Origin of the sequence: Bordetella sp. 02P26C-1 (assembly GCF_009763255.1) — a bacterium.
Classification (GTDB): Bacteria; Pseudomonadota; Gammaproteobacteria; order Burkholderiales; family Burkholderiaceae_B; genus Bordetella_A.
The window spans coordinates 138,076-161,193 of sequence record NZ_WSJB01000012.1 but is presented as its reverse complement, the minus strand read 5'-3'; the positions used below and the strand labels follow the sequence as shown (position 1 = coordinate 161,193).

The following is a 23,118-nucleotide window of genomic DNA, read 5'->3' as shown; positions in this document are numbered from 1 at the left end:
CTGCGGTGTTGAGAGTTAGAGCTGTGTCTATTGCAGCAGCATGGGATTTCTGAAAGTCCCCTTTGACTGCCAGCCTGTCACAGGCAAGACAGCTTACAACAACATCGAGGCGACCCGGCCGATACAAGTGTGCGATACAAGCTGTCTCAGGGCCAAGAGGCCAGATGGGACAACTGTGGGATCCGGGAACCGGGTCCGCGTTACGGACGATGTAACGCACGCCGCTTTGCGAACTGGCCTGTTTTACCCGCATGGATCGGATGCGGCGCTTTGGCGCGCGCATGCGGTCCTTGTGGTGCAATAGCCCTAATCACGGGTTGCGACGACCACGGAAGCGACTATGACCAGAACATCAGGCAAAACCTCCCCTGCAGACGATGCAATCGATACGCCGGTCAAAACGGCCAAACGCGTCGTGAGCATGGCAGCGGAAAAAGCGCCTGCCAAAACGGCGGTGAAGGTCTCCAAAACGGCAACGAAGACCGCTGCCAAAAAAGCAGCGAAATCCGCCACCGGCGAAAAAGCGGTCAAGTCCCCCCGCAAAAAGGCCGAGGACAAACTGGCCGAGCTGGTCGGTGGTGGCGCGCGCCCCTCGAGCGGTCGTCGTCCCGGTCGCCCGGCGAAGAACGCCAACAACGATAGCGACGCTTTCGACGATCCGATGGACGGCGACGGCGAAGTCCTGCCCGATTTCAAGCCGCCCAAGCGTGGTGGCAAGCGCGGCAAGGGTGATCCCAAGGACCTCATCGCGCGTGGCCCTGTCTCGCCCGAAGAATACGAAGCCCGTCGTAACCGCCTCAAGCAGCTGATCAAGCTCGGCAAGGATCGCGGCTACCTGACCTATGGCGAAATCAACGATCATCTGCCCGATGATCTGGTGGACGCCGAGGCCATTGACGGCATCATCAGCACCTTTAGCGACATGGGGATCGCGGTCTACGACCAAGCCCCCGACGCCGAAACGCTGCTGATGAGCGAAAACGCGCCTGTGGCCTCCAACGACGATGACGTCGAGGACGAAGCCGAAGCCGCGCTGACGACGGTGGATTCCGACTTCGGTCGTACTACCGACCCCGTGCGTATGTATATGCGCGAAATGGGTTCGGTCGAGCTGCTGACGCGCGAAGGCGAAATCGAAATCGCCAAGCGCATCGAAGACGGTCTGAAGCACATGGTGATGGCGATCTCGGCATGCCCGACCACCATCAACGAAATCCTCGCCCACGTCGATCGCGTGCGCGAAGGCCAAGCGCAGATCGACGAAGTCGTCGACGGTCTGGTTGACCCGGAAGACGGCGAAGAATACGCCGGCGCTGGCGTGACCGCGGACGAAGAAGAGAGCGATGACGGCCCCGCTGGCGGCATGTCGAGCAAGCAGCTCGAAGACCTGCGCGTCAAGGCCTTGGCCAAGTTCGACATCGTCGCGAAGCAGTTCGCCATGATGCGCGAGTCGTACGAAAAGGACGGCTACAAATCCGACATTTACGTCAAGGCGCAAGAAGTCATCCTCAACGAGATGATGGGCATCCGCTTTACCGCCAAGATGGTGGAAAAGCTCGCCGATACGCTGCGTGCCCAGGTTGAAGAGGTCCGTCAGCTTGAGCGCGCCGTGTTGCATACCTGCGTGGACCGCGCCGGCATGCCGCGCAGCCATTTCATCAAGGTCTTCCCGGGCCAGGAAACGAACTTGGAATGGGTCCTGAGCGAAGTCGCTGCTGGCCATCCGTATTCCGAGACCCTTGAACGTCACGTTCCCGCCGTGCAGGAATTGCAGCAAAAGCTGATCGACCTGCAAACACGCGTGGTTCTGCCGCTCAAGGATCTGAAGGACGTCAACAAGCGCATGGCCACTGGCGAAGCCAAGGCTCGCAAAGCCAAGCGTGAGATGACCGAGGCCAACCTGCGTCTGGTGATCTCTATCGCCAAGAAGTACACCAACCGTGGCTTGCAGTTCCTGGATCTGATCCAGGAAGGCAACATCGGCTTGATGAAGGCAGTGGACAAGTTCGAATACCGTCGCGGCTACAAGTTCTCGACCTACGCCACATGGTGGATCCGTCAGGCCATCACGCGTTCGATTGCTGACCAGGCCCGCACCATCCGGATTCCGGTTCACATGATCGAAACGATCAACAAGATGAACCGCATCAGCCGTCAGATCCTGCAGGAGACCGGCGGCGAGCCGGATCCCGCGACCTTGGCGCAAAAGATGGACATGCCCGAGGACAAGATCCGCAAGATCCTGAAGATCGCCAAAGAGCCGATCTCCATGGAAACGCCGATCGGTGACGACGACGATTCGCACTTGGGCGATTTCATCGAAGACACCGCCACCCTGGCGCCTTCGGATGCCGCATTGCACGGTTCGATGCGCGATGTGGTCAAAGAAGTGTTAGACTCTCTCACCCCGCGTGAAGCCAAGGTTTTGCGGATGCGTTTCGGTATCGAAATGAGCACCGACCAGACCTTGGAAGAAGTGGGTAAACAGTTTGACGTTACGCGCGAGCGCATTCGCCAAATAGAGGCGAAGGCACTGCGCAAACTGCGCCACCCCAGCCGGGCTGATAAGCTCAAGAGCTTCCTGGAAGGGCAATAAGCAGTCAGGTTAAAAAGGCCCTCTAGCTCATGCCTGGTTAGAGCAGCGGACTCATAATCCGTTGGTGCTCGGTTCGACTCCGAGGGGGGCTACCAAGTGAAATCAAGGGGTTACGTGTGATCACGTAGCCCCTTGTTTTTTGCTGTCGGAATCTCATTATCCCGCGTCGCAGCGATGTCGGAGTATCACTCCTCAGGATGCTGCTAGACCCATGTCGAGCTTGCTCGGCAAGTCCGAGCTTCTGCCGACTCGCTGAATCACGCGGCCTTCTTCTTTGCTGGCCTTGCCGTATTCAAAGTGGCTGCAGCCCGCTCTGCAACCCGACGTTGAATGTTTGCCAATTCCTTGCCCTTATGCACCACCAGGTGATCGAAGCCTGGTCGTGGGGCACGACGACGCTGCCTATCTTCCGGACGTAGCGCGGTGACATCGACATTCTGAAAGAAATCGCGATTACCGCCGTCCGCCCATGATTCCGAATAGACGCCGTGGGCCATGATGACATCAAACTGGTCCAGTTCGACGTGGTAATAGGTCACCGCGGAAATAGAGCTCTCCTGCGAAATGGTTAGCCCGTTCAAAAGGTCGCCCGCGCGCACTAGTTTCCCTTCCACCATCAAATGATGCCACGGTGATAAGAGCAGGTCTCTATCGGGTACGCGTTCCGCGATTGCATGGGCGCTGATTCGAATCGGAGCTATCCGCGCCGCATTGTCGCGATCGATAAAGGCAAGGGCACCATAATGACGCCATCCTATCCATTTGACCTGGCGCCACCCCGAACTTCCCATGACACTGTCGCCCGGGATCAAATCTTCTATCGCCACCTCTCCGCGCAGGGTTGTGATCAATGTCCCTTTAACAAAGCAGACTGGCAAGATATACGGCTCAAATTCCAAGGTCACCACATCACCCGTTGAGAGCCAATCATTGGTGAAATAATAGTACGTGCCGTTGAGCTGTCCGATGATCCCATTTTCTGTACGGCCGAGATACTCCACCGTGAACTGCTCCAGATGGTTCTTATCTACATTGAGTAGGTTGTCCACTTGATACGAGGTGGCATCCGGATTGTCGAGTTTGGTGATGAAAAATGGGCCGGCCGCTCCTCCTCCAGCTCGGAGGGTATTGTGCTCGTCCAACGTTAATACAAAAATATTATTAAGGGTCAACGAAGCCATAACGAGTCTCCATATAGGCATTGGGGCCTCGTTTCATTATGTGGTCGCTGTTAATGCCTTGATTATTTTCTTAAAAAATCCTTTAAGTCTTTGATTTTGTTTATGAAATATAGACTTTGTCAGGATATGGAAGATCGAAGGTAGATTCCAATATGAGTGCGATTAAGCGTTAGCTATTTCTCTCGATTGCTAGCGCGATTGCAATCGCCAGCCCGACCCCAATGCCGCTCACGACGTTGTCCAATGCGACGCCGATAATAAGCCCGAGGGCTAAGCCGATGATGAGGATAAAGCTACACTTCATCAGACAATAATAGTATCAATTTATCGGAAATTCGAATTGAAAGGCGCGGGGTTTGGGGGAAATAATCATTCCCACACGATGTACCAGCCTTGATAGTATCGGGCCCCCACAATTTCTTCGAAGCCAGCAACCATCATCGCTTGGTGTGTCGAGAAAGCCAATAGCTCCACATCACATAAATCCGGGTAAGGCGATGCGTCGGACGCTCCGCCCGCTTTCTGTCGCACGATACGCAGGCAATTAACCCATCGCTTCTGCGACTCCCGGTAGAGCGTGTACATAGTGACGGGCCCCGGCACGCAGGTCCATTCGGCTGGATTCAGGGGGCGCCCGTGAAGGTGGGTGCGAGATACGCGACAATTCGGCATGATAAAAATACTGTGTATTTATACAGTATAAGCGAGGTTTTGCAGTTCCCCTTGCTTGCCCTTTTGCTGGCTTTCGCCGCTGCTTGCCAGCCACCCGCGGCTTTCATCGTGGCGCGGGTATCGGCGCCTTACTCTGGCGATCCGTGCGCCTTTTTCAAAAATGACTACCACCCGGGTAGTAACAAAATTTGAGCAGTTCGATCCTGCTCGCCTGAGCGAACGAGTATTGATTTGTTGCTTTTGCCACGCGCGCCTTGCACACCGACGACGTTTTTTTCCCGATGTGCGAGTACAGTGAAGAACTTACCCAACCATAAGATAGGAGCGTTTATGCGTACGAAATTTCCTACGATGCGTCGCGCTGCGGTGGCTGCTGTTTCCGTTGCGATGGCCGGTGTGCTGTTTTCCGGCTGCACGATGACCTCTAACAAAGCTTCGGCCAGCGCGGCCGAGCAGCGCCAGGAACTCAATAGCGCCACCGACGCGACTCTGACCAAGTTGTACGAGACGTCTCCTCAGGCGCGTGAGCTGGTTCAGCGCGCCAAGGGTGTCTTGGTCTTCCCATCGGTCTTGAGCGCAAGCTTTATCGTCGGCGCCGAACACGGCAAGGGCGTACTGCGCGTGAATGGGGCGGATGCCGGCTACTACAGCACGACGGGTGGCTCGATTGGCTTGCAGGCTGGCGCGCAATCGAAGGCTGTCGTTCTGCTCTTCATGACGGACGAAGCATTGCAGAAATTCCGCAATAGCAATGGTTGGACTGTCGGTGCTGATGCTACTGTCGCCATTGCCAATGTCGGCGCCAATGGCAGCATCGATAGCAACACGGTTCGTCAGCCGGTGGTGGGTTTTGTGATGAACAACGGCGGTCTGATGGCCGGCGTTTCGCTTGACGGGTCCAAGATCTCGAAGGTCAACCTATAAATAAGCAAGGCAGGATCAAGTTAGTTGGCATCATGACGACTGACGCTCCTTGATCTGCTCGATCGCTCTATAGGGGAAGGCTAAGTTTCGGCCTTCATACATCAGCCGGCGCTCGTCATGGGTGCCGGCTTATTTATGCATTCACGCTATTTGGCGGGAAAAGTTGCGCTAGCCACACTGCTTGACAGAACGGGTGGCTATCAGGATTTATCGTTTTTGGCGTTGCTGTTCTGTGCCGGCAGCGGCGAACAGAGAAATTCAATCGTCGCGACCTTAGGCGCAAGCCCCGTTGCGTGGTTGGATGTGACTTTAGGGTCTGTCATTCGCTTGCCCAAAGATTGGCAATGAGCAATCGCCTGTTCGCGCGCGATGTTTTTAACCTCGACCCAGGTTTGCCATTTGGCTCCAGCGTTGTAGCTGAGGCGATACATGTCTTGCCCGACAGACGTAGTTTGGCTCGTGCTGGCGCAGGCGCTCAGCAGGGTAGCGGTCAAAAGGCAGGCGAGCGGACGAAGCATGTGATATCCATGTATGAGATGAGTGCTATTACACGGTGTGTCCCGCCGCGATGCAAGTCTGCAAGGAGTCCTCGCGGCTCGGCGGGGCGAACATGCTAGCATGCCCGCCAAGCTATTTTTTGTGAGGTTTCTCTATGGACATGCAAGAACAAATCGCTGTGATCGTGCACACCGTTTCGCATCAAGGTGGTCGCATTGACGCTTTGAACTCGGTCCTGTCATCGATGCTGCACTTGGCCAAGTCGTCGCCCGGTCTGCGCGAAGCCATTGAGGCGCAGCTAGAGCAAAATTATTCGAACCTGCTCGCCGCCTCTGAGAATCCTCAGTACGTTGCGGGATTCGAAAGCGTGCGCGATAGCGTCTTGGCCGCTTTGAAGTAAGCGCGCCTTTTTAGCGCGGAGTTACCCACAGCTTCTGTGGACAACCCTTGGGATAGCTTGGGCACAGACTCAAAAAGGGCTTTGTACCCAAGGGTTTACCCGGGGCGGTCATTCCTGATGCTTATGCACGGCAGTGCATGATTTATGAGCGGTCGCGATCGACATACGTCTGGGGCTACATAGGCTTCACGGATACTGAAACGCGCTAACTCGGCAGGATCCAACCGGCCCATTGCCCTTCACTTGATGCAGTGCGACAACCTGTGCTATGATTCATCTCATCAGACGCGGGGTGGAGCAGTCTGGCAGCTCGTCGGGCTCATAACCCGAAGGTCGTAGGTTCAAATCCTGCCCCCGCAACCAGATTTAAAAAGCCCGATCCTTTGTGGTCGGGCTTTTTGCATTGGCGCGACCCCCAAGGCCGATGGCATTGACCGCAAGCGGATATAGTACGCACTGGTTACTAAGCTCTTGCCAGCCTGGGCACTGTGCTGGCCTACTCAGGGATATGCCATGTACGCTCGTTTTCTAGCAACCACCTTGCTCGTGGCCGCCAGCGCGCCGAGCGCTATTTTCGCGGCGACGCCCGATACCAGTCCGATCAAGGAAGTGCGTTTGTCGTCGGGCGGTCTGGCCGAAGTATTGCGTGCTGCGGTGGTGAATCAGGACGGCGTGGTCCGTCTTGAGGTACCCCTGGAGCAGGTCGACGATATTCTGAAAACATTGGTGCTCAATAACGATAGCGCCGTGATCGCGGATTTGTCGCTGGTCGGCCCGCAACCCCTTAGCGAGACCTTTAAAGGCCTGCCGGTAACAGCCGAGTCGCTGGCCTCGGTGCCTGCATTGCTAAATGCGATTCAGGGCGCGATGGTGACGGTCACCAGCCAAGGGAAAACCGTGCAAGGCCAAGTCCTGGGCGTTGAACCCCGAACTGCTGCGGATGGGGCCGAGGCGTACCTGCTTTCCGTCCTGTCGGGCGCCGTCACCATCGCGACGCTTGAGCTTGCTCCCGATGCGATGGTGACGGTGGACGATGAGCGTATTAGAGACAAGCTCGTTCAAGCTGCCTCAGCGATCGCTCGCGCCAAGAATGATCGCTCCCGCGCCATTCAGATCAAGGTTAAAGGTAACGGCGCGCAGCGAGTGGATCTATCCTATGTGGTCGCCGCGCCGATCTGGAAGACGGCGTATAAGGTCGTCGCAGGCGAAGATGGCAAAGCGCGCCTGCAAGCCTGGGCCGTGCTCGAAAACGCCAGCGGTGAGGATTGGCGCAACGTAAAAATCATCCTCTCTTCAGCAGAGCCCGTTACGTTAAGCCAGCGCTTGCACCAGTGGTATTGGCGTGACCGCATGGATCTGCCCGTGAACACCGCAGCGAATGCCGTGCCGGAAGCAGATACCGGCAATCTCACAAAACGTGCGCAGGCACAGCGTGCGGCGAGTTATGCCGCCGCTGCCCGAATGCAGGCTCCGCGGCCGGCGCCGGTGGCCGTCGCTGCTGAGGCGGCGCCTGATCGAATTTTGACCCAGCACTACGGCGGTGGCGCGATTGATCGTGACAGCCAGTCCACGGCAACGGAAAGCGATGTATCGGCCACGTTTGAATTGCCGGGGACTTACGATGTCGCTAATGGCGATACGTTATCCATTCCTATTTTGGATGCTGAGATCCCCGCCAGCATGGTGTCCTTGTACAGGGCCGGAGGCCAAGAGCGCCATCCGGTGGCCGCATTAATGCTCACGAACGATACGGGCGTGAGCCTGCCAGCCGGCATTCTCACGATTTACGACGCGCGGTCGGGCTATGCCGGCGACGCACAGTTGGCGGGCTTGCCCGGCGCCGATACGCGTCTGGCGAGCTTCGCCATCGATCGCAAAGTCACCGTCACCGAAGACCGCAAGCCTGTAGACGAAATCACAGAGGTCAAGGTGGTCGACGGTATGCTTCGTTTGACGCAGAAAGCCCGATACGTGACCGACTATACGGTGGCGGGGGCGATGGACGCTCCACGTACGGTGATCATCGAACACCCGGTCAGATCTGGATGGACGTTCTCATCGCCGGCCAGTGACGGCAAAACCGCCACACATCACCGCCTCAAAGTGACGGTCGACAAAGGCGCAAGCCAGACCGTACAGGCGGTCGAGGAGCAACTGCGGCGCGATACGATAGCGATTGCGGATACCGAACCGGAGGCTTTGCTGGCCTGGTCGGCATCCAGCACGGATCGTGTGCTGAGCGCTAAGTTGGTTGAATTGTCCGAGGCGCGGCAAAAGCAAATGGCTGCTCAACGCGCGCTGGATCAATGGGAAGATGCACGGGAACGCCTTGTTTCCGAACAGGCTCGTATTCGGGAAAACCTACGCGCCGTTCCGGCCAGCAGCGATTTGAGCTCGCGCTATCTCACGCAGTTGGAGGCTACGGAAAATGAACTGCGTGCACTTGCAGGTAAGCGCGAAACGTTGGAAGGTGAATTGCACCAGCTGGAGGGCAAGGTGCGGGGGATTCTCAGAACGTTCTAACCCAATGCGTTGACGCCGGCAAATCGGACTCGCGGAAGCCGCTAGCTTCCGCGGCCGGGACGGTTGAGCATCGCGACGAGCGCTTGCTTCAATTGGGGAGAAAAAATAGGCACGGTATGAGAGACGCCGTCTTTGTCCGTGCCTTCTTTGAGCGTGACGGACTGCCCTTCAAAGATTTCGGGCGCGCGGCGAAATTCCACATAGCGTGCAATCAGGTTGTCGACCTGTTTTTGGGCAACGCTCAGAGGGGCAACACCCGTTAGCCGACGCGCGGCATGGGCCTGCAAGATACGGTGCAGGTCATCGATAAACAGCGCCAACGCTGCTTGGCCATGGCAAGCTTGTTGCCATCCCCAGCCGTCGTCGCCTTGGCCGGGTAAAAAGGAATTTTCCATAGCTCTCATCCTAACCCAACAATGCGTCCACGTACATTGCGCCGGCGTGTCAACCGGGTCGCGGCAGGATGGTTGGCGTCAGTCCGGGCTGGTTGCATAATTGCGCTCTTATCGATGAATGAATAAAGAGAGGGTGTTATGCGCATACTAGGCCTGACAGCTTTGGCGGCGGCCTTGGCAATGAGCGGCTGCGCCAGTCGGGGTTTGATGTCTGGCGAGGCGCCCGGCGCATCGGAAACCTTTTCCGTTCAGGCGGATGTGCAGGCCGCGCATCGCCGGGCAGGTGAGTTCGTGCGAGTGTGTCACGAGCAGCGTGCCTATCCCTACGGCGTGGTGTATCAGTCGCACCAAAGCCTGGGAGAGAAAGGCTTGCCGAACCAGGTACAAGTGTTCAAGCAGACCGAGCCGGCGAAGATCTTGGAGATCATCACCGCCCAAGCGGACGGGCCCGCGACCTCGACCGTCACTGTGATGGTGCTAGGCGAGGGGATGTGGGACGAAGCGGAAGTTCAGGCGGCTAAGCAGTCAATTCAGACGGCGACGCCGGTGTGCAGGCCGCTAGACGCAAGATAAGCTTTCGCTAAAAAGCGCTTGCGAGTACAAAACACGAGGGATTAATATACGCATTGCGTACAGTCTACGCAATGCGTTTTGTTCATCTCCGGGGCCCTCATGTCCATCTCTCAGCAAGCATTTCTCCGCGACGCGATGCGCCGCCTTAATCTCACGCGCGACGTATTCGCGACCCGCATTGGCGTCAAGCGCCGTGCGTTGGACACTTGGTTGTTGCCCGAGGGCTCGCAGGAATTCCGGGCGATGCCGGAGGTGGTCGAGCGTTTTGTCAGCGAGATCGTGCAGAACAGTGCTCTGCTCGAAAAATATACGCAACGCGCACAGGGTGGCCCATTGCGGGAGCGTATTGCCGTCAATGGCAAGCATCAGTTGCTGTCTGTCGATCAATTCACGCGCGAATCCGTGGAAGACCTGTTTCGCGTGGCTGACATGATGCAGCCCATTGCGCGCCGCCAGAAAGTGTCGCGCGTTCTTGAAGGCGCTGTGCTGGGCAACCTGTTTTTCGAGGCGAGCACCCGTACCCGCGTGAGCTTTGGCTCGGCGTTTTGTCGTCTGGGTGGGTCGGTATGCGACACGACCGGATTTACCTTTTCGTCGATGGCAAAGGGCGAATCGATTTATGACACCAGCCGCGTGATGAGCGGTTATGTGGACGCGATGGTAATTCGTCATCCCGACAAGGGCTCGGTCGCCGAATTCGCCCAGGCGACGAATATCCCCGTGGTGAACGGTGGCGATGGCCCTGGCGAGCACCCGAGCCAAGCCTTGTTGGATCTGTACACCATCCTGACCGAATTCTCGCGTCTGGGTAAGCTGCTTGATGGCGCGCATATCGCCATGGTGGGAGATCTGAAATACGGGCGTACCGTGCATTCGCTGATCAAGCTGATGGCTTTGTACAAAGGCGTCAAATTTACGCTGATCTCGCCGCCCGGATTGGAAATGCCTGAGTACATCATTGAACAGGCTACCCGTAATGACAACGTGATCGAGCAGAAAAGCAGCCTGGCCGAAGGGCTGCCCGGTGCGGACGTGATCTACGCGACCCGCGTACAGAAAGAGCGATTCGCTAACGAAGAAACCGAGGGCTATACGCCGGAATTTCAAATCAGCCGGGCGACGATCGATGCGTACTGCGGGCCCGACACGATCGTCATGCACCCGTTGCCGCGCGACAGCCGGCCGGGCGCGAACGATCTGAGCACGGATCTGAACACCGATCCGCGTCTGGCGATCTTCCGTCAAACCGATAACGGCATTCCCATCCGTATGGCGATCTTCGCGGTGTTGTTAGGCGTGGAAGGGCTGGTGCAGCATTCGATGCGCGATGTGACTTGGAAGCATCCGTCGCACGTTGGCCCTGACGATTCGATCTTCCACGGACTGGACTGAATCCAGGATGATGCGGACTTCGCGCGGCTTGGCCACAAGCTCGCGAATGATGCATGGCGGGGCGTTGGCTGCCCCGTGGGCTTCGCATCCGCCGTCGTGTCTGACGGCGGATCAGCCTTCAGCGGGATGAGCCCGCTTTAGATGCGTTTTTCGCCGCCGAGCGCTTCGGTCAGGTCCGCGAGCAGCTTGGCGAGTTCGCCTGTCATGAGCGCCATGTCGGAGTCGAACTTCTCGTCGTCGTTCTGCATGACTGCGTCGTTGCCTTCCTTGAGCACATCCAAGGGGGCCACGCGTTTGACGTCCAACGCTTCGGTCAGGACGAACGACACGCGATCGGCCCAAGTCAGCGCCAAGCGCGTGCATTGCTTGCCAGACTGAATGTGGCGGCGTACATCGTCCACGTCGATCGAATGCTTGACGTACCGGATCGCGGCTCGGCTCTCGCCCGAGGCGCGTAACTCGGTGTCTTGGTCGATCGTGAAGTTTGGCGGCGGCTCGTCGGCCGCGAGCCAGCCAGTCATGGCGGCAGCGGGCGATTGCGCGACGTATAAGTTTTCCAACGGCAGCGGATCGATGGTCTTGACGAGCAGGCCGATGACTTCGTCGGCCTTGGCCGAGGCGGCGGCGTCGATGACCAGCCAGTGATTGACCGGGTCGATCCAGACACGCGTATCGCGATAGACGCTGAACGCTTTAGGCAAGAGCTCGTCGGTGACGCGCTCTTTAATTTCCTTCATCTGCTTGCGACCGGGCTTGTAGCCTTGCTGCTCTTCGATTTCCTGCGCGCGGGCGCGGGCGACCTGATTCACCACGGTGGTGGGCAGCAGTTTTTTCTCGGCGCGCAGCGTCAACAGAATTTGCTGATTGACGGTATGCGACAAGGCGGCGTTTTCGCGCGGGGATATCCAACCCACGGATTGCATTTCGAGATTATTGCCAGACTGATAGGCATGCCGCGCCAGGCTTTCTTCAAGCTGTTCGCCGGTCAGCGTCCACGGTGCGGATAGTCGGTAGATCTTAAGATTCTTGAACCACATGGCGTCGGGCAAAAGGGTTGATTCTATACGACGGCCCGCGTCGCGGCCCGAGCGTTGTCCCTTTTTTACGGCATGTGGATGAAGATGCGTTCTGTCACTGACAGCGTATGAGGCATCTGGTATTGTCGCGCGCATCATTGACCGATAAAGGACAAGGACTATGAAGTTCGGGACACTGATTGGAGCGATTTTGATCGCCGTTGGCGCTGCCGCATTGATTTATAAAGGGTTCAGCTATACCAGCGAGGAAACGGTCTTGCAGATCGGCTCGGTACGCGCAACCGCCGAAACGGAGAAGTCCGTTGCCATTCCGATGTGGGCGGGTATTGCCGCGGTCGTGGCCGGTGTACTGATCATTGGGTTGGGCCGTCGTCGCTGATGTTCGAGCGTGCGCGCTTGTCGCACGCAAAAAAAGGCCCGGCTTGATAAGGCCGGGCCGGACAGGATCACACAATGCCACACCGTAAAAAGGCTCGCGGGGGGCGTGACATTGGCGTCAGAGAACTAGTCCTGCGATTGTCCGACTGGGGATCAAATGCCAGACAACATGGCGCAAGACCGTGTTCTGAGCTTGCAGTCTAATGCGCGAGGTCTGACAAGGTCCTGAATCGACGCGGATAAATGGCGAAAAAAAAAGCTCCCGGAGGAGCTTTACAAAGGCCAACCAGGCGCAGCAGTCCTGGCCAGCCGGGGAAAGGTTAGCGATTGATATCGACGTCTTTGGTTTCGCGTACGAACAAGGTGCCGATGATCAGCGTCATCACGGCGATGATAATCGGGTACCAGAGTCCATCGTAGATATTCCCGGTCGCAGCCACGATGGCAAACGCCACGGGCGGCAAGAACCCACCGAACCATCCATTGCCGATGTGATAAGGCAGGCTCATGGACGTGTAGCGGATGCGGGTCGGGAACATTTCCACCAGCATCGCGGCGATCGGGCCATAGACCATGGTGACGTAGATGACCAGAATGGTCAGCAGCACCACCACCATGACCTTGTTCATTTGCGCCGGATCGGCTTTGGCGGGATAGCCGTGATCGCGGATGGCTTTGGTCAGTGAGGCGTTCAGCTCCGCGGCTCGTGCCTTGAATTCCGCGGGCGCCATGCCTTGGCCTTCAAACGAGGTGAATTCGTCGTTGCCGATCCGCACTTTCGCGATCGTACCGGCAGGTGCAGCCTCGTTCGAATAGTTCACCGAGCTGCCGGCTAGAAACGACTTGATCACATCGCAAGAGCTGGTGAAAGCCGACGTACCTACCGGGTTGAACTGGAATGAACACGTCGCCGGATCGGCAATGACCGTCACCGGCGCGGAAGCCTGGGCTTTTTCAAGCGCAGGGTTGGCGAAGTGCGTCAATCCCTGGAACAACGGGAAATACGTAACCGCGGCGATCAAGCAACCCGCCATGATGATGGGTTTGCGCCCGATGCGGTCGGACAATGTGCCAAAGATCAGGAAGAAAGGTGTACCAATCAACAGCGCCAGGGCAATCAGCACGTTAGCAGTCGTGGCGTCGACCTGCAGTGTCTTTGTCAGGAAGAAGAGGGCATAGAATTGCCCGGTGTACCAAACGACGGCCTGCCCGGCTGTCAGACCCAGCAGCGCCAGGATGACCACTTTCAAGTTCTTCCATTGGCCAAACGACTCGGTCAGCGGCGCTTTGGAGCCACGGCCTTCTTCTTTCATGCGCTTGAAGGTCGGCGACTCGTTCAGTTGCATCCGAATCCATACGGAGATGCCCAGGAGCACGACTGAGATCAGGAACGGAATGCGCCAGCCCCATTCGCGGAAAGACGCTTCGTCCATGACGCCGCGCACGCCCATGATCACGATCAGAGACAGGAACAGGCCTAGCGTGGCGGTAGTTTGAATCCACGCGGTGTAAGCGCCGCGCTTGCCCTGCGGGGCGTGTTCGGCCACGTAAGTCGCGGCGCCGCCGTATTCACCCCCAAGGGCCAGGCCCTGCAACAGGCGCAGCACGATCAGAATGGCTGGGGCGGTGATGCCGATGCTGGCATAGCTGGGCAGTACCCCCACCAGAAAGGTGGACAGGCCCATGATGACGATGGTGACCAGGAAGGTATATTTTCGACCCACCAAATCTCCGAGTCGACCAAACACCAACGCGCCAAACGGACGAACGGCAAAGCCAGCCGCGAACGCAAGCAATGCAAAAATAAAAGCCGCTGTAGGGTTCACGCCGGAGAAGAAGTGCACTGCGATGATGGCAGCGAGCGATCCGTACAGGTAGAAGTCATACCACTCGAAAACCGTGCCTAAGGAGGACGCGAAGATGACTTTGCGTTCCTCTTTGGTCATAGGACGTGGTGCAACGGGCGCGCCAGGGGCGTCTAGGGATACCGTGCTCATAGTGTCTCCTCGTTGAGGGTCCGGCGGTGAGCCGCCGTGCGAGTGCTTCCCGATATATTCCGGTTGTAGCGGTTTACAAGGTAGCCAAGAACTCTGACGAGACACTGACGTGTTGCTTACTTGAGACTTAATTTTGAAACTGAATTTTTCCGTTTACGCGAAAAGCACACTGTTCCCTAGGCTATTGGAGGTCGGGGCTTGATGCGCGCGATGCTGGGCTTTCGGCTCGACGGTCTGTGGCTCGAGAGCGATCACGCGAAGTCGTGGTCCGCAGCTCTGTGCCGAGGAAACATCACGCGGATGCAGGTGCCTGGCAACGACGAATGTGAAGTACCTTCAAGGATTTGCACATCCGCGTCATGCTTTTGCGCGATTTCGCGCACGATGGCCAGGCCTAATCCGCTGCCTTCCGCTTGCGTGCCCAGCACGCGATAGAAGCGGTCGAAAACGCGCTCACGCTCTTCCGCCGGGATGCCTGGACCCGAGTCCTCCACCTCTAGCACAGCCTGGGTAAGCGTCTGGCGCACTCTGACGGTGATGTGGCCTTGCGGTGGTGTGTAGCGCAACGCGTTATCGAGGAGGTTATTGAGTAACTCGGCGAGCAGGATGTCGTTGCCCATGATCATGAGAGGCGTATCGGCGCCTTCAAAACCGAGATCAGTATGGACGGCCAGCGCTTGCGGGACCCAATGCAGCGTTTGCTCTTGGGCAATGGCGTGCAGGTCGGTGATGCCCAGCTCCACGGCATGGGGGTTTTCGGCCCGGGCCAGCAGGAGCAACTGATTGACCAATCGAGTGGCACGCTCGGACCCCATAATCAGTTGGCGCAGACTGGCTTGCATTTCCTCTGGGCTGGCGTCGCGCAAGGCGAGTTCGGCCTGGGTGCGTAGTCCGGCTAGCGGGGTTTTGAGCTGATGCGCGGCGTCGGCGACAAAGCGTTTTTGCGCCTGGACGTTGGCAGACAAGCGATCCAGCAATTCATTCATTGCGCCGACCAGCGGTGCGACCTCGGACGGCGCAGCGTCTTCGTCGATGGGCGACAAATCGTCGGGACGGCGCGCACGCAGTCGTTGCTGCAAGGCATTCAGTGGAGCTACGCCGCGGGACAGCCCAAACCATACCAGCAGGACGGCCACAGGCAGCACAATGAATTGCGGAATGATGACGCCCTTGATGATGTCATTGGTCAGCTCCATGCGCTTTTCCATGGTTTCCGCAACGACGATCAGGACGGGGTCGGAGTGGGGGATATGTAGATCCAGCCACATGTAGGCCAGACGCACGTCGAAGCCGCGCAGGGTTTCCTCGGTGTAAAACACCTTGCCAGGCTGGGGTGGCCCTAGCTCGCTGGGCAAGGGCAGACCGCGATCTCCACCTAATGGTTCTCCCCGTCCGCCGCGTACCAGCCAGAAAACGCTGTCGGTTTCTCCCGGATGCAGCACCTGTCGGATCGAATCGTTGATACGCAATATTGGGTGGCCGTCTTGCACATGAACATGGCGGGCGAGGGTATGCAGGTTTTGGGCGAGCGCGCGGTCGTAAGGGATATTCGCGATGTTCTGCGCCACGACATAGGTGATCGCGACGCTCATGGGCCACAGTAAAAACAGCGGGGCCAGCATCCAGTCGAGGATTTCTCCCAACAAAGACCGCTGCGGCGGCGCAAAGCTTGGGCCCTTGGCCCCGCCACGCATGGCGTCCAGCGCCTCCTGGTTCAGCGCTTCATCGGTATGCGACGGCTTGGCGTCGGGCTCAGTGCGCAAGCGGAGAGACACCGTGGTCTCGTTCCAGGCAGTAACCCAGCCCGCGTACCGTAATGATCTTGACGCCGCTCGGCTCGAGCTTTTTACGCAGACGATGCACGTACACTTCGATCGCGTTCGTACTGACTTCTTCGCCCCATTCGCACAGATGATCGACCAGCTGCGTCTTGCTCACCATGCGGCCACTACGAGTCAGCAGGATTTCCAGCAAGCTGACCTCGCGAGCCGACAGATCCAGTGTCTGATCGTCGACGGTCGCCACCCGCCCCGTCTGATCGAAAACGAGTCGTCCGTGGCGTAACAGCGTGGCGCCGCCGCCCGCGCCTCGGCGGGTGAGGGCACGTACCCGGGCTTCGAGCTCGGACAGGGCGAAAGGCTTGGCCATGTAATCGTCAGCGCCCAGGTCGAGGCCCTGCACGCGTTGTTCGACACTATCGGCAGCGGTCAGGATAAGCACCGGGATCGCGGAATTCCGCGCGCGCAGGCGGCGTAGCACCTCAAGTCCATTCAGCTGCGGCAGACCCAGGTCCAAAATAAGCAGGTCGAACGCCTGTGCGACCAAGGCCGAATCCGCGGCGGCACCATCGGTCACGGCATCCACCGCGTAACCATTGTGACGTAACGAGCGCGACAGGCCATCGGCCAGTATGCTGTCGTCTTCGGCAATCAGGATTCGCATGGGTGTGAGGCGGGACGTCGAACCTACGTTGCGGTCCCGGCCGCGAGTTCATATGCGAGGCATTCTGGCACAGCGTCGCTGAATTGCCCAGCACGCCGAAGAGATGAAAAAACTAGCACACTGGATTTATATCCAGTATAATCGGATGCAATAATTGGCGCTTAGACGTGTAGACGGCGTACGGCACACTAGCTGCGGGCCTCCTCATCTCTTCTGCGTCAATACCATTTATCCACGGGAACTACATGGACGATAAAACCAGCAAAGCCGCCGCCTCGGAAAAGTCCAAGGCTCTGGCCGCCGCGCTTTCGCAAATCGAAAAGCAGTTCGGTAAAGGCTCGATCATGCGCTACGGCGACAACGAGGTCGAACACGACATCCAGGTGGTGTCGACCGGCTCGCTGGGGCTGGATATTGCGCTGGGCGTGGGCGGTTTGCCGCGCGGCCGTGTGATCGAGATCTATGGTCCGGAATCCTCCGGCAAGACCACGCTCACATTGCAGGTCATTGCCGAAATGCAAAAAATCGGCGGCACCTGCGCCTTTGTGGACGCCGAGCATGCGCTCGATGTGCAGTACGCGTCCAAGCTGGGCGTGAATCTGACCGACCTGTTGATTTCCCAACCGGATACGGGCGAGCAGGCGTTGGAAATCACCGACGCCCTGGTGCGTTCCGGTTCGGTGGATCTGATCGTCATCGACTCGGTGGCTGCCCTGGTGCCCAAGGCTGAAATCGAAGGCGAAATGGGCGATTCGTTGCCGGGTCTGCAGGCTCGTTTGATGAGCCAGGCGCTGCGCAAGCTGACCGCCACGATCAAGCGCACCAACTGCATGGTGATCTTCATCAACCAGATCCGGATGAAGATCGGCGTGATGTTCGGCAACCCGGAAACCACGACCGGCGGCAACGCGCTGAAGTTCTATTCGTCGGTGCGCTTGGACATTCGTCGTATCGGTTCCATCAAAAAGGGCGAGGAAGTCGTCGGCAACGAGACACGCGTCAAAGTTGTGAAAAACAAGGTCTCGCCTCCGTTCAAGCAAGCCGAATTCGACATCATGTACGGTGCGGGCATCTCGCGCGAAGGCGAAATCATCGACCTTGGCGTGCAAGCGGGCATCGTCGACAAGTCGGGCGCTTGGTACAGCTACAACGGTACACGTATCGGCCAGGGCAAGGACAATGTCCGCGAATACCTGAAAGAGCATCCCGAACTCGCGGTCGAGATCGAGAACAAGGTTCGGGAAAACAAGGGTATCGTCAGCCGTGCCGCGACGTTCTCCGCTAGCGAAGCCGAGGCTGCCGACGCCGAATGACGGAGTCAGCGTTTTCGAAGAGACCACGTCGTGGTTCGGTTGAGTCCGAGCCCGACGATGGTGGATTCGAAACCATGCGTCCTTCTCCGGCGAATCCCGACGATTCCGAGATTCGCCGTGAACCGCTGGGCGCGTCACGTCGCGGGAATGCCAGCGTTCGTCAGGTTCCGCTTGATGATTTCGAAACCCTTGCCAAACCGAAGCCGCGCGGTCCCAGCTTAAAGGCGCGCGCGGTTGGCTATTTGTCCCGGCGTGAGCATGCGCGCAATGAGCTGGCGCGCAAACTGCAGCCCTATGCCGAAGACCCGGCCGATATTGAACGGGTTTTGGACGATCTTGAGAAAGAGGGCTGGCTGTCCACGGAGCGCTTTGCGCAAAGTCTGGTGCATCGGCGCGCGGGCCGTCAGGGGACTGCCCGTATCGTGCAAGAGCTGCGTCAGCATGGCGTGGCAGAAGAGCAGGTCGCCCAGCTGCGCGACGATCTGCGCGCTACGGAGGCCAGGCGAGCGCAGGAAGTCTGGCGCAAGCGGTTTGGCGCCAAGCCGGTCGATCGGAATGAGTTTGCCAAACAAGCCCGCTTTTTGGCGGGGCGGGGATTTAGTCACGATGTCATACGCCGCATTTTGGGTGATTCCAGCGACGACGATTGATGTCGGGTGTGCGTAGCGTGTATGGGGTCCTGTGCATGGGGTCCCGTGCCTGGCAGGGCGACGCTACGCTTTGACGGACCGTATCCCGTCCAATGTCTTAAAACAAGTTTCCCGCGCAATCGATAGAAAATCCTGGATGTATGGCGCATCCGCGTCTTCCGTGCGCAGTGCCGCGTATAGCGTGCGCCATACGCCGTTTTGCCCTAAGTGGCATAGCTGTAGCCATCCGTGCTGCAAGTATTCGGTCAACGCCCAATTTGGCAATGCGGCAACGCCTCTGTTGCTGGCGACTAGCTGCACGATGATGGGCGTTAATTCAGCCTTGCGGACCGAGGTGGGTTCGACTTCGGCCGGATCCAAGAACGCGGTAAACACGTCCAGGCGCGAGCGTTCTACTGGATATGTGATCAACACCTGATCAGCGAGTTGCTCTGGCTGCACGTACTTGGTGGACGCCAGGGGGTGCGATTCCGCAACAGCCAAGACGAGTTCGTACTTGAAAAGCGGAATGTAGTCCACTGCCTCCAGGGGTTGTGGATCCGAGGTGATGACGAGGTCTAAGTCGCCGCGCACGAGCGCCGGCAACGGGGCGAATGAGAAGGCGGCCGATAGATCCAGCGCTACCTCCGGCCATTGCCCGCGAAAGTTATCCATGCTGGGCATCAGCCATTGGAAACACGAGTGGCAATCGATTGCCAGATGGAGCCTGCCGGTACGTCCAGCGGCGAGGCGTTGCAGCTCGCGTTCCGTGGCCCGCACGCGGGGCAGTACCTCGTCGGCCAGCGCCAATACCCGCAATCCTGCGGTTGTCAGACGCGCGGGGCGGGTACGCCGGTTGAGTAAGGGGGTACCCAGGCGTGTTTCCAGATCGCGCAATTGATGCGATAGGGCCGACTGCGTTAAATGCAGGCGTTCGGCCGCCTCTTGCAGGCTGCCACCATCGCGAATAGCGGCGATGGTTTCGAGGTGTCGCATTTCGAGCATGAGGAGTTGAATATGAAAATTTCTCAATGAATCTATGCTCAATTTGATTTTGATGCAAGTAAATGTTCGCGCAAAATACCGTTAAGTTGATAAAAACTTGATGAAACGGATTTTGAATGAATATCACTCATAATTTGGGCTTTCCCCGTATTGGCGCACACCGCGAGCTTAAACGCGGGTTGGAGGCGTATTGGGCGGGCGATTTGTCTGTGGACGACCTGGAGAAAACGGCTCGCGCACTACGCACGGCACACTGGCAGCGACAGGCGAGAGCGGATGTGAATTGGGTGCCAGTTGGGGATTTCGCCTGGTACGACCACGTGTTGGAGTGGACGACATTGCTGGGTGCTGTGCCCGCCCGCTTTGGCCAAGCTGACGATCAGCCAGTGGCATTGGATACGTTGTTTCGCATGGCGCGCGGCCGTGCTCCGACCGGCACGCCCACGGCGGCCTGCGAAATGACCAAATGGTTCGATACCAACTATCACTACATCGTGCCGGAACTCGTGCCCGGTCAGCAATTCCGCATTGCGCGCGACTATCTGTTCAAGCAGGTGAGCGAGGCGCAAGCCTTGGGTCACCGCGTCAAACCGGTGATCCCGGGCCCGCTGACTTGGTTATGGCTCGGTAAAGGCGATGCGTTTACCGCCGGTGCTTCCGACGAAGGCAAGCTTGAATTGCTGGATGCGCTGCTGCCCGTATATGCCGACGTTCTTGCGCGGCTGGCGACGCAGGGCGTGGAATGGGTACAGATCGACGAACCCGTTCTGGTGCTGGATTTGCCGCAAGCTTGGCGGGAGGCCTATCTCGCAGCCTATGCGCGTTTGGCGCAAGCGCCTGTGAAGTTGCTCGTCGCGACATACTTCGGCGCGCTGGGCGACAATCAAGATCTGGCTTTGGACCTGCCTGTTGCAGGCCTACATATTGATGCGGTGCGGGCCCCTAACGAATTGGAAAGCGTCGCGGCGCGCTTGAGAGACAACCAGGTACTTTCGGCAGGCGTGATCGACGGACGCAATATCTGGCGGACTGACTTGGATGCGGCCTTGGCAAAGCTTGCCCCAGTACGGGCTCGGTTGGGTGATCGTTTGTGGCTGGCGCCCTCGTGCTCGCTTTTACATGTACCGGTAGATCTGGACAACGAAACGGAGTTGGATGCGGAGCTCAAGAGCTGGCTTTCTTTTGCCGCGCAGAAACTCGACGAACTGAATCTGTTGGCGCGTGCACTGGATACTCCGGACCTGCCAGAGGTAGCGGAGGCGTTGGCGACGCAGCGCGCGGCGTTACAGGCCCGCCGCGCCTCGACCCGCATTCACAATGCCGCAGTTGCCCGCAGGATGGCGCAGGCCGAGGCCGTTTCTCGCGATCGCATTCCCTTTGTCGAGCGCATCGCCCAACAGCAACAGGCGTTGCGGCTCCCGCCATTTCCGACCACCACGATCGGCTCGTTCCCGCAAACAGCGGCCATCCGCGCGCTGCGCCGCGACTGGAAGGCGGGCGCCCTGAGCGACGCCGCGTACGAATCCGCCATTCGCCGCGAAATCGAGGAGGTCGTCCGATTCCAGGAAAAGGTCGGTCTGGATGTGCTGGTACATGGTGAGCCCGAACGCAACGACATGGTCGAGTATTTCGGCGAGTTGCTGGCGGGATTCGCATTCACGCGCAATGGCTGGGTGCAAAGCTATGGTTCGCGTTGCGTGAAGCCGCCGATTATCTTTGGGGATGTGGCGCGTCCGGCTCCCATGACGGTGGCGTGGTCCTCCTATGCGCAGTCCCTGACGGATAAACCGGTAAAAGGCATGTTGACCGGGCCGGTCACGATTTTGCAATGGTCCTTTGTGCGCGATGATCAACCCCGTGAGCAGACATGCCGGCAGATCGCCTTGGCGCTGCGCGACGAGGTGGTCGATCTGGAAACGGCGGGTGTGAAGGTGATTCAGATCGACGAACCCGCGATCCGCGAAGGCCTACCGCTGCGGCGAGACGACTGGCAGGACTATCTGGCATGGGCCGTGGATTGCTTCCGGTTGAGCACGGCTGGCGTTGCGCCGGATACGCAAATCCACACTCATATGTGTTACGCCGAGTTCAATGACATCATCGAAGCCATTGCGGCCATGGACGCCGATGTCATCACTATCGAGACCTCTCGTTCAAATATGGAGTTGCTCAAGGCGTTCGAGGAGTTCGAGTATCCCAACGATATCGGGCCGGGTGTGTACGACATTCATTCTCCGAACGTACCCGACGTAGCGTGGATGGTCGGTCTGATGCGCAAGGCGGCCGCACGTCTGCCCAAGGAGCGACTCTGGGTGAATCCTGACTGCGGGCTGAAAACTCGTGGATGGAAGGAAACCGAGGCCGCGTTGAGCCGGATGGTACAGGCAGCGCACGCCTTGCGGGCAGCTTGATCCGTCACGTTTTGATCCCATCGAGCGCGCTGTGTGCGCCTCGATGGTGGGCGGGGCAGGGATGGGGCCGAAAGCGACGCGTCGATGTGCCCTGCGTTATACTTCACGGGATTTGCTGCCATGCGTCAAGACTAGAAGTGCAGGCCCCTTAATGCCCTTGCCACCCCCCAACGTTTCTCGAGAGCCCCTGCATACGCGTTCCATACGCGTGCAGTCGTATGGGCGCGAGGACGGTTTGTGGGATATTGAAGCCGAGCTTATCGACTACAAGGGCTACGATTTCCCGCGACATAATGGTGAAATCTTCAAGGCGGGCCGGCACGTTCACCACATGCATCTGCGCATCACGATCGATGAGGCGTTTACGATTGTGGCCGCTCAGGCGGTCTATGACGCGGCACCCTACGAGCAATGCGTGAACATCGATGCCGCCTATGCGGGATTGGTGGGCATGAATCTGCTCAAGGGCTTCCGGCACCAGGTTAAGGAGCATTTCGGTCGCACTGCGGGTTGCACGCATATGACCGAGCTGTGCCAGGTGCTACCCACGGCTGCCGTGCAGACCATGGCTGGCCGACGGCGCCAGAAGCGCAATTCGGACGTACGCCCCTTTCAGCTCGACGGCTGTCATGCCTTGCGCACCGACGGGCCGGTGGTGCTTGAGCACTATCTCAAGTGGTACACCGGGGATAGCGCTGAAGCGGCGGCGGGCGCTAGCTCCGATTCCCCCTCTTATTCTCATTCGTCCTGAC

General features: G+C 58.3%; 19 protein-coding genes and 2 tRNA genes. 13 read left to right on the top strand and 8 right to left on the bottom strand.

Annotated elements, in window-relative coordinates:
* The first annotated feature begins 340 nt into the window (after positions 1–340).
* A complete protein-coding gene (rpoD, locus tag GOQ28_RS07975) occupies positions 341–2,596 on the top strand; it encodes an RNA polymerase sigma factor RpoD (RefSeq protein ID WP_160350648.1) in 2,256 nt (751 codons plus the stop codon).
* 16 nt (positions 2,597–2,612) lie between these two features.
* Positions 2,613–2,691: transfer RNA gene (locus GOQ28_RS07970), tRNA-Ile, on the top strand.
* Positions 2,692–2,853: 162 nt separating this feature from the next.
* Here the strand turns inward: GOQ28_RS07970 and GOQ28_RS07965 are convergent.
* A complete protein-coding gene (locus tag GOQ28_RS07965; protein ID WP_160356075.1) occupies positions 2,854–3,777 on the bottom strand; it encodes a Hint domain-containing protein in 924 nt (307 codons plus the stop codon).
* 1,002 nt (positions 3,778–4,779) lie between these two features.
* On the opposite strand from GOQ28_RS07965, the gene GOQ28_RS07960 reads away from it, so the two are divergent.
* A complete protein-coding gene (locus GOQ28_RS07960) occupies positions 4,780–5,373 on the top strand; it encodes a BPSL1445 family SYLF domain-containing lipoprotein (protein ID WP_160350646.1) in 594 nt (197 codons plus the stop codon).
* Positions 5,374–5,573: 200 nt separating this feature from the next.
* Here GOQ28_RS07960 and GOQ28_RS07955 read toward each other — a convergent pair whose 3' ends face one another.
* Positions 5,574–5,891: a hypothetical protein gene (locus GOQ28_RS07955; RefSeq protein WP_160356074.1), complete on the bottom strand. Its 318-nt coding sequence runs from the start codon at positions 5,889–5,891 to the stop codon at positions 5,574–5,576.
* A 134-nt stretch (positions 5,892–6,025) separates the two neighbouring features.
* Between GOQ28_RS07955 and GOQ28_RS07950 the strand changes: the two genes are divergently transcribed.
* The 3 genes from GOQ28_RS07950 to GOQ28_RS07940 all read left to right on the top strand — a co-directional run bounded on the left by GOQ28_RS07950 (position 6,026) and on the right by GOQ28_RS07940 (position 8,794).
* Positions 6,026–6,271, top strand: a complete 246-nt coding sequence (locus GOQ28_RS07950) for a hypothetical protein (protein ID WP_160350644.1) — start codon at positions 6,026–6,028, stop codon at positions 6,269–6,271.
* Positions 6,272–6,557: 286 nt separating this feature from the next.
* Positions 6,558–6,634 (top strand) — tRNA-Met (locus tag GOQ28_RS07945).
* Between the two features lie 150 nt (positions 6,635–6,784).
* Positions 6,785–8,794 carry a DUF4139 domain-containing protein gene (locus GOQ28_RS07940; protein ID WP_160356073.1) on the top strand — a complete coding sequence of 670 codons (2,010 nt, stop codon included), beginning with the start codon at positions 6,785–6,787 and terminating at the stop codon, positions 8,792–8,794.
* Positions 8,795–8,835: 41 nt separating this feature from the next.
* Here GOQ28_RS07940 and GOQ28_RS07935 read toward each other — a convergent pair whose 3' ends face one another.
* Positions 8,836–9,189: a hypothetical protein gene (locus GOQ28_RS07935; protein WP_160350642.1), complete on the bottom strand. Its 354-nt coding sequence runs from the start codon at positions 9,187–9,189 to the stop codon at positions 8,836–8,838.
* Positions 9,190–9,327: 138 nt separating this feature from the next.
* Between GOQ28_RS07935 and GOQ28_RS07930 the strand changes: the two genes are divergently transcribed.
* The gene (locus GOQ28_RS07930; protein WP_160356072.1) at positions 9,328–9,762 is read left to right on the top strand and encodes a BPTD_2524 family lipoprotein; all 435 of its coding nucleotides are present in this window, start codon (positions 9,328–9,330) and stop codon (positions 9,760–9,762) included.
* 99 nt (positions 9,763–9,861) lie between these two features.
* Positions 9,862–11,154 (top strand): aspartate carbamoyltransferase, encoded by a 1,293-nt coding sequence (locus GOQ28_RS07925; protein ID WP_160350640.1) that lies wholly within the window; start codon positions 9,862–9,864, stop codon positions 11,152–11,154.
* A gap of 137 nt (positions 11,155–11,291) precedes the next feature.
* Here the strand turns inward: GOQ28_RS07925 and GOQ28_RS07920 are convergent, their stop codons facing one another.
* The gene (locus tag GOQ28_RS07920; RefSeq protein ID WP_160350639.1) at positions 11,292–12,191 is read right to left on the bottom strand and encodes a recombination-associated protein RdgC; all 900 of its coding nucleotides are present in this window, start codon (positions 12,189–12,191) and stop codon (positions 11,292–11,294) included.
* A 160-nt stretch (positions 12,192–12,351) separates the two neighbouring features.
* Between GOQ28_RS07920 and GOQ28_RS07915 the strand changes: the two genes are divergently transcribed.
* On the top strand, positions 12,352–12,570 hold the full coding sequence (locus tag GOQ28_RS07915; protein WP_160350638.1) for a hypothetical protein: 219 nt from the start codon (positions 12,352–12,354) through the stop codon (positions 12,568–12,570).
* A gap of 319 nt (positions 12,571–12,889) precedes the next feature.
* Here the strand turns inward: GOQ28_RS07915 and GOQ28_RS07910 are convergent, their stop codons facing one another.
* From GOQ28_RS07910 to GOQ28_RS07900, 3 genes are all read right to left on the bottom strand, one after another.
* Positions 12,890–14,566: an MFS transporter gene (locus GOQ28_RS07910; protein ID WP_370519941.1), complete on the bottom strand. Its 1,677-nt coding sequence runs from the start codon at positions 14,564–14,566 to the stop codon at positions 12,890–12,892.
* A gap of 251 nt (positions 14,567–14,817) precedes the next feature.
* A complete protein-coding gene (locus tag GOQ28_RS07905; RefSeq protein ID WP_160356182.1) occupies positions 14,818–16,260 on the bottom strand; it encodes a sensor histidine kinase in 1,443 nt (480 codons plus the stop codon).
* A gap of 58 nt (positions 16,261–16,318) precedes the next feature.
* Entirely contained in the window at positions 16,319–17,008 is a 690-nt protein-coding gene (locus GOQ28_RS07900) for a response regulator transcription factor (RefSeq protein ID WP_160350637.1), read from the bottom strand.
* A gap of 245 nt (positions 17,009–17,253) precedes the next feature.
* Here GOQ28_RS07900 and recA point away from each other — a divergent pair, with 245 nt between their 5' ends.
* Entirely contained in the window at positions 17,254–18,321 is a 1,068-nt protein-coding gene (gene recA, locus GOQ28_RS07895) for a recombinase RecA (protein WP_160350636.1), read from the top strand.
* A gap of 74 nt (positions 18,322–18,395) precedes the next feature.
* Positions 18,396–18,971 carry a recombination regulator RecX gene (recX, locus tag GOQ28_RS07890; protein ID WP_160356071.1) on the top strand — a complete coding sequence of 192 codons (576 nt, stop codon included), beginning with the start codon at positions 18,396–18,398 and terminating at the stop codon, positions 18,969–18,971.
* Between the two features lie 63 nt (positions 18,972–19,034).
* Here the strand turns inward: recX and GOQ28_RS07885 are convergent, their stop codons facing one another.
* Positions 19,035–19,955: a LysR family transcriptional regulator gene (locus GOQ28_RS07885; RefSeq protein ID WP_160356070.1), complete on the bottom strand. Its 921-nt coding sequence runs from the start codon at positions 19,953–19,955 to the stop codon at positions 19,035–19,037.
* A 116-nt stretch (positions 19,956–20,071) separates the two neighbouring features.
* Here GOQ28_RS07885 and metE point away from each other — a divergent pair, with 116 nt between their 5' ends.
* Positions 20,072–22,366 (top strand): 5-methyltetrahydropteroyltriglutamate--homocysteine S-methyltransferase, encoded by a 2,295-nt coding sequence (gene metE / locus GOQ28_RS07880; protein WP_160356069.1) that lies wholly within the window; start codon positions 20,072–20,074, stop codon positions 22,364–22,366.
* Between the two features lie 151 nt (positions 22,367–22,517).
* Complete coding sequence (locus GOQ28_RS07875; protein ID WP_160356068.1) at positions 22,518–23,117, top strand: DUF2889 domain-containing protein; 600 nt, start codon at positions 22,518–22,520, stop codon at positions 23,115–23,117.
* Position 23,118 lies beyond the last annotated feature (1 nt).